Annotated in this window: 16 protein-coding genes; all 16 read right to left on the bottom strand. The window is 33.1% G+C overall.

Features of this window, described 5'->3' with window-relative positions; all coding sequences use genetic code 11:
* Positions 1–93: 93 nt before the first annotated feature.
* A complete protein-coding gene (locus tag D4A81_RS00785; RefSeq protein ID WP_111524458.1) occupies positions 94–1,215 on the bottom strand; it encodes a DUF6382 domain-containing protein in 1,122 nt (373 codons plus the stop codon).
* Positions 1,172–1,561, bottom strand: coding sequence for a hypothetical protein (locus D4A81_RS00780; RefSeq protein ID WP_111524457.1), 390 nt, complete (start codon positions 1,559–1,561; stop codon positions 1,172–1,174). Before D4A81_RS00780 ends, D4A81_RS00785 begins: the two co-directional genes overlap by 44 nt.
* Positions 1,558–2,007, bottom strand: a complete 450-nt coding sequence (locus tag D4A81_RS00775; RefSeq protein WP_111524456.1) for a prepilin peptidase — start codon at positions 2,005–2,007, stop codon at positions 1,558–1,560. Before D4A81_RS00775 ends, D4A81_RS00780 begins: the two co-directional genes overlap by 4 nt.
* On the bottom strand, positions 2,004–2,882 hold the full coding sequence (locus tag D4A81_RS00770; protein WP_111524455.1) for a hypothetical protein: 879 nt from the start codon (positions 2,880–2,882) through the stop codon (positions 2,004–2,006). Before D4A81_RS00770 ends, D4A81_RS00775 begins: the two co-directional genes overlap by 4 nt.
* 13 nt (positions 2,883–2,895) lie before the next feature.
* Entirely contained in the window at positions 2,896–4,794 is a 1,899-nt protein-coding gene (locus D4A81_RS00765) for a DUF5702 domain-containing protein (protein ID WP_111524454.1), read from the bottom strand.
* Positions 4,791–4,967 (bottom strand): Flp1 family type IVb pilin, encoded by a 177-nt coding sequence (locus tag D4A81_RS00760; protein ID WP_111524453.1) that lies wholly within the window; start codon positions 4,965–4,967, stop codon positions 4,791–4,793. The genes D4A81_RS00765 and D4A81_RS00760 overlap by 4 nt, the downstream gene beginning before the upstream one ends.
* A 36-nt stretch (positions 4,968–5,003) precedes the next feature.
* Entirely contained in the window at positions 5,004–6,233 is a 1,230-nt protein-coding gene (locus tag D4A81_RS00755; protein WP_111524452.1) for a hypothetical protein, read from the bottom strand.
* A gap of 3 nt (positions 6,234–6,236) precedes the next feature.
* On the bottom strand, positions 6,237–6,809 hold the full coding sequence (locus tag D4A81_RS00750) for a type II secretion system F family protein (RefSeq protein ID WP_242977616.1): 573 nt from the start codon (positions 6,807–6,809) through the stop codon (positions 6,237–6,239).
* Between the two features lie 154 nt (positions 6,810–6,963).
* Positions 6,964–8,229 carry a CpaF family protein gene (locus D4A81_RS00745; RefSeq protein WP_111524450.1) on the bottom strand — a complete coding sequence of 422 codons (1,266 nt, stop codon included), beginning with the start codon at positions 8,227–8,229 and terminating at the stop codon, positions 6,964–6,966.
* Positions 8,223–8,702, bottom strand: coding sequence for a prepilin peptidase (locus tag D4A81_RS00740; protein ID WP_111524449.1), 480 nt, complete (start codon positions 8,700–8,702; stop codon positions 8,223–8,225). Before D4A81_RS00740 ends, D4A81_RS00745 begins: the two co-directional genes overlap by 7 nt.
* Before the next feature lie 3 nt (positions 8,703–8,705).
* Positions 8,706–9,713: a P-loop NTPase family protein gene (locus D4A81_RS00735; protein ID WP_111524448.1), complete on the bottom strand. Its 1,008-nt coding sequence runs from the start codon at positions 9,711–9,713 to the stop codon at positions 8,706–8,708.
* 167 nt (positions 9,714–9,880) lie between these two features.
* Positions 9,881–10,900: a galactose ABC transporter substrate-binding protein gene (locus tag D4A81_RS00730; protein ID WP_111524447.1), complete on the bottom strand. Its 1,020-nt coding sequence runs from the start codon at positions 10,898–10,900 to the stop codon at positions 9,881–9,883.
* An 18-nt stretch (positions 10,901–10,918) separates the two neighbouring features.
* Positions 10,919–11,866: a type 1 periplasmic-binding domain-containing protein gene (locus tag D4A81_RS00725; RefSeq protein WP_111524446.1), complete on the bottom strand. Its 948-nt coding sequence runs from the start codon at positions 11,864–11,866 to the stop codon at positions 10,919–10,921.
* Positions 11,853–13,643 carry a cache domain-containing sensor histidine kinase gene (locus D4A81_RS00720; protein WP_111524445.1) on the bottom strand — a complete coding sequence of 597 codons (1,791 nt, stop codon included), beginning with the start codon at positions 13,641–13,643 and terminating at the stop codon, positions 11,853–11,855. The genes D4A81_RS00725 and D4A81_RS00720 overlap by 14 nt, the downstream gene beginning before the upstream one ends.
* A 3-nt stretch (positions 13,644–13,646) precedes the next feature.
* A complete protein-coding gene (locus D4A81_RS00715) occupies positions 13,647–15,251 on the bottom strand; it encodes a response regulator (RefSeq protein ID WP_111524444.1) in 1,605 nt (534 codons plus the stop codon).
* A gap of 1 nt (position 15,252) precedes the next feature.
* Positions 15,253–15,690, bottom strand: a complete 438-nt coding sequence (dtd, locus tag D4A81_RS00710) for a D-aminoacyl-tRNA deacylase (RefSeq protein WP_111524443.1) — start codon at positions 15,688–15,690, stop codon at positions 15,253–15,255.
* Positions 15,691–15,698: the final 8 nt, after the last annotated feature.

Genomic DNA, 15,698 nt, shown 5'->3' with positions numbered 1-15,698 from the left:
TACAATACTATTCGCTTTGCCAATAAAAAGCCATAAAAACTTTCTTAATGATTTTATAAAGTATAGCGTAGATACAAAAACTATCAAGCATGATTATATTTCCAATATAAAACTTATACCACAAATATTAATAGAATCTCCATTATACAATCTTATATTTTCTTCATTTTCAAGTTTCTTATCATTGATATAACTACCATTTCTTGAGTTTAGATCTCTGGCATACAGTTTATTGTCTTTTTCAAAGAATTGTAAATGTATCCTGCTAACTCCATCTGCCTCCAATACATAGTCACATATTCTCTCCTGTTTGCCTATGATAAATGGAAGATATGAAATCTCTATGTCCTCTTTTCCATTTACAGTCCTTAAAATTCTGCCACTCTTATTCGGTTTTATATCCGTCAATAAAACTGTATTAGATAATTCTCCACCCTGATTTTCTTCGTTTATATATGACACATTTGGAGCAGACTCATATCCATCAAATACCTTCTCCAAAAATTCTTCTTCCTCATCTTGATTCTTTTGTTTATTACCTTTAAAAATGCCTCCAAAGATATTAAACTGTTTTTTTCTTTTATCCTTTTCTTCTATATCGTTTTCTATCTGCTCTTCTTCTATAAACATTGGTATTTCCATATCTTTCTTTAAATTGGAGTCAAGTATATCTTCTAAGTTTTCTATAATAAAATCTCTCTTTTGACATTCCTTTAGCATACTGTATACCATAAATAAGCATTCCTTATCATCCTTATTTGTACTATTCAATATATTTTCAAGCAATAATTTCATCTCTTTCTTATTATCTTCAGATCTTGGTATATACAAAAATGAGAATTTTTTTAAATCCAGATCAGAATATATGAATTCCGGATCCAGCACTACTGATGAGGCTTCAAGTAAAAACTCCTCCAGTCCTTTTGTCGCAGATATTATCTCTAATATAAAACTTCTTATTTCTTCTATTCCCGGTGTTCTAACCTCAAGTATTCTTGATAGCGGCTGTAGTGAACTTATATCATAGCAAATCTCTACTCCACTATTTATTCTTTTTATAGTTGGTTTTAAAAAACTTTTGATAATATTATGCTCTATCATTCCAATTTCAAAAGCATATTTACTTTTTATTTCCATCAAGAATCTTTCTTCCGGCTCAAATATAAGCCAATTACTTTTCAGATTTCTCTGATAACTGACCTTTAAGTCTTTCATATATCCCCTCCAATGCAGTAGTAGCCCTTATATAGCCCTCCGGATTATATATAGCTACCCTTATACTTTTCTCACCCATCTCACCTTCAACAGAGAATTTTTTCTCACTTACCCCTATAATTTCACCACCCTTTAACTCCAACGAAGATCTCAATCTTTCCTTGTCATATCCGATATTTTTCTCATCATGTGCAATTCTCTCAAGCAATAAATGCATTTCTACACTATTTACCACCTCTGTATGTTTGTCCATACTATAGCCTATTATAAAAGCTATACCAAGAAATACGAAAAATATAATATACGTCATCTCTATAGTAAAACTCGCTCTAAACTTTTTCTTCATATGCATATCCATATAATGCAGTTTGCCATAGTTATAAATGGAAGCATTGCAACTTGCATGCCCTTTATTTTTCTCTTTTTTATCATACAGTACACACTCATAAAAAGTGCATATATTGAAACTATAAAAATCGAAATAAAAAACAGCAATATATTACCATTTAATCCAAGTATTGCTCCGCTTCCTATAAAGACAAATGCATCACCCTCTCCCAAAATATTTAACTTTGACAATGGCAGGAGTAAAACCCCACTACATATACCGAGTATCATATCTCCAAAATTTATATTAATCCCTGTCAAAAATTTATATATTTGAATATCTACAATTATCATATAGAATAATACTACTCCGATAGTATGTATTTCTTTTTTCCTTATATCCTGAAATGTAAAAATAATCAAAAACAATATTAAAACCATCTTTTCTACAAGCTCAATATTCAATGTCTACCTCCACAATAAGAGCAAACCCCCAAATGCTCCACATCAGAGAGCTTTACTCTTTGTACATATGCTATAATTGCATTACAATTTCTGTCACTGTGATATCTTGTGCCTGATGGCATTATATATACTATTTCTCCTGTTCTTCCCCCACATCGTTCACAAGGCTGATATATAGCTCCATTATCATTTCTAATACTGCTTATTGTTGATAGTGCTACCGGACGTAAGTCATTATATAGATAGTGACATTTGGGATCTATATGATATCTTGTAGAGTTTTTCCCTATATATACATATTCATCCTCACCCGAATTTGACTCCTTCATCTTTCCGCCATCAACACCTATCCATGCCCGTCTTTTTGCCACTACAGTCTGGTCAATACTGTTTTTTCCAAGTATTCCTATTGGCAATGAATATTTATAATCAATTCTTATACATATAGTCTCACCATCTGACATACAGGATGACAATATGCCATTAATATTACTTATATTTTTATCTGAAATCTCTCTATTTATTTTTGCAACTGCAAAGCTTCCAATCGCTCCTCCCGAAAAAACACCTTTGATATTTTTCATAGCGTCATGGTCATAGTTCTCACCTTTTTCCTCTCTTTTTTCGCCCTTCAATCTGTAATAGGTATAGGCGTATTGACAGGAATCCTTACATATAGCTTCGGCAATACCCCTAACCTTTCTATTGGTATTCATCATGTCAAATGGCATTATAAGTATTGCCATGGCTATAATAAATAAACAAAAGCACATAGCTGCCTCTACACTAAGAGAGGCTTTGTGCGTCCTCTTATACCTGCATGCTTGGAGAGCTTTCATTTTTTTGTTTTTAAAATTTTTATTATAAGAGGACATACAAAACCTCCCTTCAGTATATTTTTTCTACTTTTATTCTAATATCATAGCCTGAACTAAGTATAGAAAACTCATCAGAAAACAAAGATATCTCACTAAATAACCTTCTTGCTCCACATCCTATATCTGCGTCTATACCGTATATCATATCCTGTATTAGAAAATCTTTTTGATCCACACCTATATCCAGCTGCATTATGTCCATCATTCTAAAATTTCTCTTCACAGGATCCTCTGTATACAAAAGCATTTTCAGATATCCCTCATAGTTTATACCTCTCCCTGAGATTTCCCCCTCTTCTACAATATTTGTATTTAAGATATTGAATATAGATGATAGATTGCTCCTCCAATCATCTTTATTTTTAATCAGAGGTATCTTACCTCCTTCCAAAAGGCATCTTATATCTATAACAGACTCCACCAATGCCCAGACTGCAATTATAAGAAACTTTATAAGGAAAGTTATTTGCGGCAGACATAGCACTCCACTTATAGTCGCTGCAAGTTCATATGCCATTTGCATCTTGGAGGAATCTGATATAATATGCATATAATTTAATCCCTCTCGTATTGCAAGAATCTTTAATATCGTATTTTCAAGATTTTCTTTATCGGAACTTCTGCCATTCAATATATACTCAAGTTCATATGATAGTGGTGTATCAATATCATCAGTAAAATCCGCAAAATAGGCTCCTAAATATTCATTTATCAACAATCTCTCTGCCAAATTTCTGTCTGTATAGCCATTTGTTATTGCATTTGAGGGCAAACTAAGTGTATTTACAGTTTTTAAGGATACCTCTCTGTTTTCCGGAATCACTAATGAAAATACACCATTAGAAATCAAATCCTTTACCTGTTTTAATTGATCCTCTTTTTCCTCATCAGCTATACCATGCTTGAAATCAAGCTTCATCTCTGTCATAGAAGATATATCTTCTCCCACAATGTCCCAATTTTCACTGATATCCTGATCTTGTTCATCTTCATCATCCTCTTCTATTCTTTCCTTCAAAATATCAATATCTGACTCCAAATGTTCTATTTCATTGATACTGTTTTCACTGAGTAAAGTAAGTGCTATGACTTCTGTTCTTCTCTCACTGTCCTTATCTACATACTCCTTAAATTTTGCTATCTCACCCTCAATATATGATCTGTTTCCTTCAGAAAGCTTGGAAAGATTCTCAGTATTTTTATCTTCTATCTCTCTTATTTTCTTAGACATCTTATCGGCTTGCTTCTCATATTTTTTTACAAGATCCGGGATCTCTTTTACACTCTTCTTTAAATCATTACAAAGCTTTTCAAGTTCTGTAATATTTCTCATATTAAATGCATTCTTCATATCAGATTTTATCTTTTCTTGTTCAGCAATATTTTTAGAAATTCTTGATAATGACTTTTCAACCTCAATAGCTTCCTTTGAGCTGAGTCCATATTCGGAGGTAATCTTTTCCATGCTCTTTGCATCTTCTATGTTTTTCCACAAATCATCAGGAGACCCGTCAAATATAGATTCAAAAGTACCCAAACTCATATAATCAATTATTTCCTGTTCCAAATACATTCCACCATTATCATTTAGATTAATCTTCTTATTCAAGTTTATCTGTGGATTTTGAATCCTATACATTCCGCTATTATCCACATATGGTTCCATATATGAGAGCATAAGATCCTTTATATTTTCATCATTTTCACTTTCAAATGAGAGTATTTTATAATTCTCCCACAAAGCTCTGTGATATCTACTAAATAATGAATCTATTGCCGAGTATCCTGCTGTTTGCAAGTATAATCTTGCGGCCGAGGTCCTTGCAGACTCCAAAAGTCCACATATCAATGCACTGATACATACAAATATCAAACATACAAAGATTGTAATTGAACCTCTTTTTCTCAATTGTATACCTCTTTTGACTTCTTATTTATCTCCTTAAATATGTTATTCAACAGTTTACTTATATTTCCTTTAAATATTAAAACAAGACCTATAAGAACTACCAAAACCAGAACAATTTCTATAACACCTACTCCGTCCTCATTCTCCATAAAACCCTTCCAAAATTCAAACATTTTTACTCCTTTCTTTGATAAATTTAAGTCCTATTATCAATAAAATATCAACAAAGCCGGTACTATTATCATCATCATTACTATCAGCAACATCATAAATAATGGCAATAACAACTTGGTATTCAACTCTTCCCCTTCTCTTCTTGCAAGATTTATCCTCTCATCCCAGGCACTTTGAGACTCTAAACTCAAAAGGGTATGCATATTTGCAAGTCCACTCCTTCTATTTTGTTCCAACAGTGATGATAATTTCATATATTGCCTTAGAGAACAGCTTCTACCAAAATCCTTGTACACTATATTTTCCTGTGTTCCGTTTTTCAGCCTTGCCAGTGCTTTTGACATTTCCTCATAGGCATACCTTCTTTCACCGCTCTCAGTAATCTCGTTTTCATAGTCTTTAACTATACTTTCCCATGACTGTCTTACTGAAAGTCCGGCACCTATAAAAACTATCAGTTTGGATACTATATCCGGATAGTCCTTCATAAGCTCTCTTTTTCTTTTTTCATCAATCTTCTTTTTATTTTCCTTCTCTCTACAGTATAAAAGCAATGATATTATTATTCCCATTATCCAAATCAGATTGAAGTCTATAGATTCATTGAATCTATATATCAGCTTTTTTCCCTCATAAGTATCAGGTAAAGTATAGCCGTCTTTTTCTATTTGACTTTTATCTGCTTCTATTATTTTTTCTTTAAAGCCTTTTAACAGTCTTTCATCTTCAGATAATATTCGTGGACATATTCTTGCCGGAATAATATAGCTTTCTTCATATGTCTCATAACTTAGAGTTACTACTATATCCAGATCAAGATCCTCACTCAAATTTTCATTATGTACATTACCCAAGATATCTACAATATCAGTGTCACCAAAATCCCAGCTCACACTAATACCCAAATCGCTTATTTCATTTGTCGGATTCAAATTTGTAGTTATATTTTGCAGTGAAGTATTCTCACCCGGAAGAGTCGCCAATATCTCATCCATCCCCTTTTTAATAGCTTCCTTTGCCTCATCTTTGGAGTATACACGCTTTGATACAGGTATCTCTATTTTCTGTGGCTCATCCAATAAGCCCTCCACCTCTATCTCCATCTCTGTGTCATATTCATCTACTCCAAGCCTTTTTATATAATTATCTGAAACTATATCAGTTCTCAAAAACATACTACAAATAATAGACAAGACAAAGCTCAACATAATAATCAGCCAATACTTTATATTATCTAAAAATATTTCTTTTAAATACTTCTTCATCTACTACACCTCAATATTTAAAAGACTTTTTGAAATATACATTGCAAACAAATACACTATCAATCCCATACTCATACATAATCTACCGATAATTGTCGTATACATGATATTGAAAAATCCGGGAGAGCTTATATCAATATATAAAATTATAAAAAGTGGAAAGATATTCATAACACTCTGTTCAAACCTTTTTGCAGCAGTCATAGTTACTATCTCTTCCTTTACTCTGACCTTATCCCCTATAACATTCACTGTATGTGAAATGATACTTTCAAGTTTGCCTCCACTCCTCTTTGCAATCCTCAAAACCTTTGCAAAACTTTTGATATCTTCACTATGACTTCTATACGCCAGATCATCAAATGCTTTTTCCACACTGATATTCATATATATAAGTTGATTTATATACTCAAACTCTCTAATTATCAGATTATCTTTTGAATATAATAATCTAAGTTCCACCAATGCTTCTTTTACAGAGTTTTCCAGAGAATATCCGGCATTTAAAAGAGAAGAGAGTATCATTATTGCCTCCTTAAATTCCAGTACCAGCTTGCGTTTCTTTTCTGCAATCAAATATTTTCTTTTCAAATTTGGGTATAAAAAGCAAAATGGAAATAGAATAAAGAATATAATTATGCTCTTATAAAATATATATGAGCCTAAAGCTGTTAATGCTATTGCAAAAAGACTGTATTTTAACCATTCTAAAACTGTGAATTTATAGCTGTTATAATCTATAGCCTGCTGCGAATAGTTTTTGTTTGTTTTTGAGTTCTCCGACCTTTTTATGTTTCTTTTCTTCCATATCGAACTCATAGAGTTTATTAAGTCCAATTTCCCCATTTTCATAGGGCAAAACCTCCAAAATCTCAAGCATTCTTCTTTCTCCCTCTCTAAGCCTGCCAAGATGTATCAGAATATCCAATGCACTTGCTATCTGTGATCTTATGGCGGCAAGTGGTAGATCCGCACCACTTAATACCATAGTTTCAAGCCTTGAGAGCATATCCTTTGCACTATTTCCATGTCCAGTGCTTAAAGAACCGTCATGTCCTGTATTCATAGCCTGCAACATATCCAGTGCTTCTCTACCTCTTACCTCTCCCACTATTATCCTATCAGGATTCATTCGTAGAGAAGCTCTTATCAGATCTCCTATACCTATACTTCCATCACCGCTTAAAGTAGCATTCTTAGTCTCAAGCCTTACGATATTTTTTATATGTATAAGCTGGAGTTCTGCAGAATCCTCTATTGTAATAACTCTTTCCCCATTTGGTATATAGCCGGATAGTGCGTTCAAAAATGTAGTCTTACCTGAATTGGTTCCCCCTGATATAAATATATTGTATCCGGAACATACCAGCATTTCCAAAAACTTTGCACATTCCTCAGATAAGGTTCCATATGATATCATCCTTTCCATACTGATAACTTCAGGAAATTTTCTTATAGTAATAATTGGACCATCAAGTGATATTGGAGGCAACACTATATGTACTCTTGAGCCGTCAGAGAGTCTGGCGTCTGCAATAGGTGAGGATACATTCACCACCCTATTCACCTTACTCACTATCTGCTGTATCATATCCTCCAAAACTTCATTGTTCACAAAACTCTTATTCCATTTCATTACCTTTCCACATTTCTCTACAAAGATATCATCTTTTCCATTTACCATTATCTCTGTAATGTCTTTAGAATCCAAAAGTTCCTGCAATATATCCAGTCTTCTAAACGAATCAAATAACGAATTTCTGATATTCAATTTTTCTTCAAGTGGAATATAAAAAGAATGTTCCTTATGTATTATCTCCTCATCTATTATTTCATATAATTCTTCATCATCTATATTTCTAAGGTCTGAAAGCTTATCTCTTATTTCTTTCTTGAGCTGCTCATATATGCTCTCACTTTGTATTTGGCTTTCAGTTTCTTTTTTTACTATCTGTATCCTTAGAAAATCTTCATCTGTTACTTTCCTATTTAACAAAAGCACCTCCACAATATAAAGCCTGCCAGAAAAAACGGAACCATGGGTATCAGACATTTATCTATCCTATCATATTCATAGTATCTTTCAAGCTTACCAGTAGCAATGACTCTCATACAATAGTTTATGAGCATATTGAATCTAATAAATAGCTGACCGCTTAGCAGCATATAAATTAATGAGCCTATACTTGCCAAGACTATCGCGATAAATGTCATATTCATACCCTCATATGTACCTAGAAATCCTATTAGCAAAGAAAATAATTTTACATCTCCCGCACCAAAAAACTTGAGATGGTATAGAATAGAAAAAAGAAATAATGCAACTAAAAATCTAATTGCAAATCCAAAATGTAATGTAAAAATTCCCAGAATAAAATATCCCCAAACAATACTATTTGGTATCTTCCTCCATAGTATGTCAGTAAAGGTTGTAATTACCAACATACTGCCTACTATATAATAAATCATAAATTACAAGCCCTCTGCTATTTTTGAAATCTGTATAAAATAATCATGCCTTTTTAACTTAGTAAAATTAAATATATCTGTAGAAATATCATCCTTTGGCAGCTTTATCTCATGCAATTTGTGAATAATTTCAGAATATCCGTTTCTTCCCAAAAGTGATTTGAATTCATTTATCTTTGTACTTTCCACACTGCCGCTTTCTCCCATTATCGGACAGAATATCTTTTCACACATATCTAAAATTTGCATTGATCTTCTGCCTATACTGCCAAAATCTATCACTATGATTTCAAACAAGTTCGCCATCAAAATATCATTCATAAATTTCGTAAGCTCATTATCTGAAAGATAGAACAGATCTTCATTGTATCTGGCCGGTAATAAAATATTTAAATCCTCCACCCTGCTGATACATTCACCCAGTTTTGCAAAATTTAAATCTCCTGTTTTGTAGCAGTAGAATACATCAGAAAGATCTCTACTGTTTTCTTTTCGCAAAACGGCAAATACTGAATCATATTCATCAAAGGAAATAAGTAAAGAACTATTTGACTCTGAACAAAAATAAGAATGAAATGCCACTGAAAGACTTGATCTGCCACATCTGTTTATAGGAGAATAAACCCCATAAACTTTGGTATTTTTACATGTACTGTTAAGTCCAAACGAATCGTTTTGGGAAAAGAAACCTAGCAGCTCATCAACAATAATATGTACACCACAAAATTTGAATATTGAACAGAAAAGCTTTGACGAATTGGTATATTTTGACTTTACCATTGCATCATCTGATAGAAGGATAACCGGAAGTCCGGTAGATATACATTCATCCACATTGTCAAGATCTGTAATAAATGCCACTATCTCCATAGAAGAAGTCTCATTACTGTACATGTGGAATGAAGTATAAGCGACAGCTTTGAAAGGAATCCTATCCTCCTTAGAAAGAAAATCAGATAATTTTAAGGCAAAGCGTATATCTGTATCAATCACCGCTATAATATGCCTCATAAAACTCCTATAGAATTATTTAAAGAAATGTCCCCTGAGCACCCACTAGAAAGTTGCTCTAATCTTTAGATTTTTATCATAATAAAAAAGAGCATATAAGTCAATGCTCTTTTTTATATTTCATATGCAATATGTATAAAATTTAATTGTCAGTTTTGTATAAAAAATTATTTTATCCTAGGAATTTGTTCAACATCATAAGTTCTGTTGTCCAAAAGTTTGTATTTTATGTCCTCAGGCAATGTTGACTTACCTATACTTGACATTGCAATCTCAACCACTGCCTTGGCATATTCCTTTTTATCACTTTCTATAGTGCCCAAAAGTTTACCTTCTTTGATTGCCTCAAGAGCCTCCTTCGTTCCATCTATACCTACCGCCTTTATGCCGCTTATATTATTGGCTCTTTCTATGGCATCGATTGCACCCAAAGCCATATCATCATTATTTGAGATGATCAGATCTATATTATTATATTCTTTGAGCCACTCCTCCATAAGTGCTGAGCCTTGAGCCCTTTCCCAGTTGCCGATAGCACCATTTAGCTTATTTATCGGAATATCATTATCCTGTAGAGTCTTTATCACCCACTCTGTTCTAACTAAAGAATCCTGATGACTTGGCTCACCTTCTAAAAGCACATAATTTATCACACCATCACCATCTATATCAATGCTGTGTGGACTTTCCTTATAGGCATCTATTATTATATTTGCCTGCTCTATACCTGCTGCCTTTGGCCCTGCTCCTATATAGTAGATATTGTCAGCTCGATTCAAATCATCATCTACAGGCTTTCTATTAAAAAATATTATAGGAATATCTGCTCCCACCGCTGTTTCAATCATATTTGAGGCGGCAAATCTGTCCACAACATTTATTAGTAGTACATCATAATCTAATGATACAAATCTCTCCACCTGATGATTTTGTGTGTTTTGATTGTCTTTAGCATCTACTACTTCAAGATTTATCTTGATATCATTTTCATTCTCATATACTTTTACATATTCTTCAATTTCATGTCTGACATTTGATATAAAAGTGTCGTCAAATCTATAAAGACAAAGTCCTATCTTAACAACATTTTTCTTTGGTGGGTCAATATGACTTATCATAAAAAAAACACCGATCAATGCAGCAACAAGGACTGCAATAATCATAAAAAAACCATAACTTTTCTTCATTTTCCTCCCAAGATATGCCTAATCTATAGGGAAAAGCTGTTTTACTATATCTTCATCTTCCAGACTCTCCTTATCTATCAGCATATTTTCCATATCAATATTTGACATATAGGCAGTCTTTTTCAAGTCTTCCATCAGCATCTCAACTGCCAAATATCCCTCATCATACTCATTCACTGTAGTTATAGCATCTATTGTACCATCATTTAATTTATTTAAAAAGAATGTCGTAGCTCCGATACAATAAAATCCCTGTATATGTTCATTATACACACTACTTCCACCAAGTATCTTACATATACTATCTGTACTGTTCTTATCAAGTGAGAACACATAGGCATTTTTACTGCTATGCACCAAATCCTCTATAGCTGTTCTAAACTCCTTTTCGTCTCCCTCTACAAGAATTATATTAGAAGCCTGCTTTAATTTCAAGAAATCTATTTCAGACTTAACACCGGACAAATTCCTATTATTGAAAAAAACATATACCGGTAAGTTTCCATCAACATCAGTTTCAAAATCATCATATAGCTTCTTGATCATATCTGCATAATCTATATTTACAGTTTTTCTTGAGGCACTATTTGTGCCACTGTCAAATACCTCCATATCCTTTGATTTAAGTACTACTATGGGAGTCTTTGTCAAACCCAGTTTTAAGTCATTTTTTGCAAGCACAATTATACCATTGGTACCATTTTCCTCTTCTGACTCTATAATCTCATTTTGGCTTACATTATTTAGGGTTATAAGATTTATATCAATATTATATTTATTTGCAGCAGCGTCTACTCCCTTTTTTAAGTTGATGTATTTGCTCTCATCCTCAACATCAAGTATCAGAGATACCTGATAAACCTGTGGCGTACTTTCTTTTAAAATAAGATTTGTCTGTGAAAGTATAAACAATAATACTATAGAGAGAAACCATGGTATCCATATATATATTTTATCTATCTTCATCTTTCTCTCCATAAACTATAGCCGGTAAATGAATAGTGATCTTTGTACCTTCATCAGGCTCTGACTCTACCTTAAGGCCATACTCATTTCCAAAATATAGTTTTATTCTTTCATTTACATTTTTCACTCCTATACCTGAACCTTTTTTGCTTGGTATAATATCCTTGCTTAGCAATGTAGCAACAACATCTTCACTCATACCCAGACCATTGTCACTTATTGTAAAATACAGGCTGTCATTTTCCTTAAAGACTCTTACCTCTATCTTACCATCTCCATCCATAAACTCCATGCCATGATATATAGCATTTTCTACCAAAGGCTGTAGCATAAGTTTTAAAGAAGAATAGGATAAAATGTCATCCTCCACATCTATGCTGTATTCAAATCTGTTCTTAAAACGCATATTCTGTATCATCAGATAGTTCCTTACATGCTCCACTTCATCTTTTACAGTTATTATATTCTTTCCTTTACTTAGTGAAATTCTAAAGAATTTTGCCAGTGCAGTTACAATACTGACTGCCTTATCCGGCTTCTCATTTTCAATCATCCATACAATAATGTCCAAAGTATTATATAGAAAATGTGGATTTATTTGAGACTGTAAAGTATCAAACTCGCTCTTTCTCTTAGCATTGTGCTCGTCTACCAGATCAGACATCAAAACCTTTATTCTGCTTAGCATATTTTTAATTGAATTCCCAAGATGCTCCACTTCATAGGAACCACTCGGTACTATCTCCACATTCAGATTGCCGCTCTCTATCTCTCTTACTCTACCGTCCAAAAGTTTTATCGGGTTTGATATCTTATTTGATATAAATGCATTTATCATTGCCAATAAAAACAGGAATAAATCCGCCACAAATAATACAAAGAATCTAAACTTAATTCCATCTATATTGAGTGCGGCACTTGGAGTAACACCCACAAGTTTCCAACCGGTATATCCTATTGTTCTAACATTTAAAGTAAGCTGTTTCCCACCAATATTTTCTACAGTTATGCCATCCTTTAAGGTAGATACATATTTATTATTTTCTTTAAAGCGACCTGAATATATCTCATTTTGTCTTGGGTGCCATATTATATCACCCTCATCATTTGTCAAATAAATATATCCACCATTTCCAAGATTTACATTTGAAAACATCTCTTCAAAAAACATATAGTTCAAATTTATAAGTAATACCGCCTGTGTGGCTCTACCCTCATCTGTTACCTCTACAGCTCTTGAAAGAGACATAACCCAAGAATAACTGCTTTCATTTTGGTCAAATAAATCTCTTATATGCGGCATGGAAAAATGAATATATTCACTCTCTGCCATACTCTTTTTAAAAAAGTTGCTCTCCAAAACATTACTATTATCTTTCAGTCTAAGTGCAGGCATAGATTCTATAAGCTCACCTTTTCCTGATATTAAAGCTATATCGTCTATCATATTGTCATTGTTTACATATATCAGATTCATTCCCTTTTTTATATCCTCACCTGATATATCTGTGTTTTTAATAACATTATAGTAGATAGAATCTGATATCTTCATAGAATTTCTAAGATAAGAGTCGATAGACTCTCCCAACTGACCTATAATACCTGAGTTTTCCTCTATAATAGTAGCATTCAAACTGTTGGTAAACCTTTGAAACATTATGAGACTTATAAGTGCAATAGCAATAATAGCTGTTACAGTAAAGTACATAAAAATAGAGCTTTGAATACTCAGATTTTTTATACTCAGGCTCTTTATACTGAATTTTTTCTTATCCATATATTATCCCTGCTGACGATATTTGGACGGTGAAACTCCGTATTTTTTCTTAAAAACATAACTAAAGTAGTTCTGATCTGCATATCCAACCATCTCCGCTATCATATATGTCTTTTCATCAGTAGTCTTTAAAAGCTCAACTGCCTTTTGTAGTCTCACATTTGTAAGGAAGTTTACATATGATATACCCATATCTTTTTTAAAGTTTGTGGAAAATCTTGCTACAGAAACATGCAAATGTTTGCAAAGTTTCTCCAAGGAAAGCTCCATGTCCGCAAAGTTTTCTTCAATATAAATCTTTGCCTCTTCAAGTACCTTCTTTGAGGTAACTACACGATCCTCTCTTATCCTATGTGCAATATTTATGCTGGCCTCCATTAGCCACTCTCTAAAGCCTCCGGTATCCTTTATCTTATCCAAAAGATCTATATAATCTGTAGCAGTCTTTGTTAAGACTGAGAGTTCCAGTCCGTAGTCTTGTGCCAAATTAATAATAACATTTATTACATTTATCATATATGACTGATATTGGCTGGAGTGTACTTTTGACTCCTTCAATTTTGAAAAGATCTTTTCAGCATATTCTATTATACTTTCATCACTTCCAAACTTTAATATATTAATATATTCCTTTGCCTCTATATCTTCAAACTTAAGCTTATCTGACTTGACCGGCTCCATATCCTTTATGTAGATAACTTCACCATTGCCGACAATACCTCTATAACCCAGTGCCTCTTTTGCCAAAGTATATGATGTATGAAGCCCGGTAATATCATTTACACTTATACCAAGACCTATTGTCAAATTCACCCCTATGGCCCTGTTAGCATCCTTTATCGCTTCTGAAAGTATAGACATTATATAGTTCTTTGACATTTTCTCAGGCAATCCAATAAGGATAACTATACTGGTTTCTGAATATACTGAAAAAATTTCTACTTGTACTTTATTCTCAAGATTTCCAAGCAGGTTGACCTTCACAGATATAGGTATAAGTTCCTTAGCCATTATATGGCTATCCATATCATCTATATGTACAGCTGCCACCATATATTTACTTGCATTTTTTAGGTTTATTTCATACTCTGTCAGGGCATACTCTATCTCAGATTTGCCAAGACTTCCATGTATGAGTCCGTTTAAAAACTGTTCTCTAAGTATTGGAAGGCTGGCTTGATAACCTCTTTTAAGTCTTTCAATATCTCTCTTTTTATTAAGCTCCTCATCCATAGTTTTGTGGACTTTTCTTAGTATTTCAGTAAGCTCTATTGCAGATACCGGCTTTAGAACATATTCTATAACTCCCATCCTTATAGCTTCTTTTGCATAGTCAAAATCATCAAATCCTGAGAAAATAATAGACTTTATCAGTGGATATCTTTCATTGATTTCATTTATCAACTCCAGTCCATCCATATACGGCATTCTGATATCTGTAAAGACAAGATCCGGATTTAGATTCTCTATCTTCTCCAATGCCTCTACACCATTTTCAGCATCACCTACTACTAAGAATCCCTCTTCTTCCCAGTTTATTTTTTTTATAATACTCTTTCTGACCTCTTCTTCATCATCCACCAACAATATTTTATAAAGCTCTTTCATATTAGAGTTCCAATACTATAGTAAAAGGTCCGTCATTTTCAAGACTTACTTTCATATCTGCACCAAATACTCCAGATTCGGTATGTATATCTGACTTTTTGCCCAGTTCTACCATATATTCATATAATCTCTTTGCCTCATCCGGTGAACCTGCTCCTATGAAACTTGGTCTATTTCCTTCCTTACAATTTGCAAGTAATGTAAACTGTGACACCAATAAAAGCTCACCACCTACATCTTTTAATGACAAATTGGTTTTTCCATTTTCATCTTCAAATATTCTAAGCTTTATAAGTTTATTAAAATATTTTTCTACTATCTTTTCATCATCCTCTGCGGCTACACCTACTAAAACCAAAAGCCCTTTTTTTATCTTTCCTACTTCTTCTCCATCTATCTTTACATTGGCATAATTTACCCTTTGTATAACAAGCTTCATATTTCCTC

Source organism: Lachnoanaerobaculum umeaense, assembly GCF_003589745.1.
GTDB lineage: Bacteria > Bacillota > Clostridia > Lachnospirales > Lachnospiraceae > Lachnoanaerobaculum > Lachnoanaerobaculum umeaense.
The sequence above is the reverse complement of the archived record's forward strand: the minus strand, read 5'-3'. Positions and strand labels throughout refer to the sequence as shown.

Bases quoted from the DNA above. Each gene is read 5' to 3' on its own strand.
- dtd (WP_111524443.1), bottom strand. From the start codon at position 15,690: ATGAAGCTTGTTATACAAAGGGTAAATTATGCCAATGTAAAGATAGAT.
- D4A81_RS00715 (WP_111524444.1), bottom strand. From the start codon at position 15,251: ATGAAAGAGCTTTATAAAATATTGTTGGTGGATGATGAAGAAGAGGTC.
- D4A81_RS00720 (WP_111524445.1), bottom strand. From the start codon at position 13,643: ATGGATAAGAAAAAATTCAGTATAAAGAGCCTGAGTATAAAAAATCTG.
- D4A81_RS00755 (WP_111524452.1), bottom strand. From the start codon at position 6,233: ATGAAGAAGTATTTAAAAGAAATATTTTTAGATAATATAAAGTATTGG.
- D4A81_RS00760 (WP_111524453.1), bottom strand. From the start codon at position 4,967: ATGTTTGAATTTTGGAAGGGTTTTATGGAGAATGAGGACGGAGTAGGT.
- D4A81_RS00735 (WP_111524448.1), bottom strand. From the start codon at position 9,713: ATGAGGCATATTATAGCGGTGATTGATACAGATATACGCTTTGCCTTA.
- D4A81_RS00730 (WP_111524447.1), bottom strand. From the start codon at position 10,900: ATGAAGAAAAGTTATGGTTTTTTTATGATTATTGCAGTCCTTGTTGCT.
- D4A81_RS00780 (WP_111524457.1), bottom strand. From the start codon at position 1,561: ATGAAGAAAAAGTTTAGAGCGAGTTTTACTATAGAGATGACGTATATT.
- D4A81_RS00725 (WP_111524446.1), bottom strand. From the start codon at position 11,866: ATGAAGATAGATAAAATATATATATGGATACCATGGTTTCTCTCTATA.
- D4A81_RS00785 (WP_111524458.1), bottom strand. From the start codon at position 1,215: ATGAAAGACTTAAAGGTCAGTTATCAGAGAAATCTGAAAAGTAATTGG.
- D4A81_RS00740 (WP_111524449.1), bottom strand. From the start codon at position 8,702: ATGATTTATTATATAGTAGGCAGTATGTTGGTAATTACAACCTTTACT.
- D4A81_RS00770 (WP_111524455.1), bottom strand. From the start codon at position 2,882: ATGTCCTCTTATAATAAAAATTTTAAAAACAAAAAAATGAAAGCTCTC.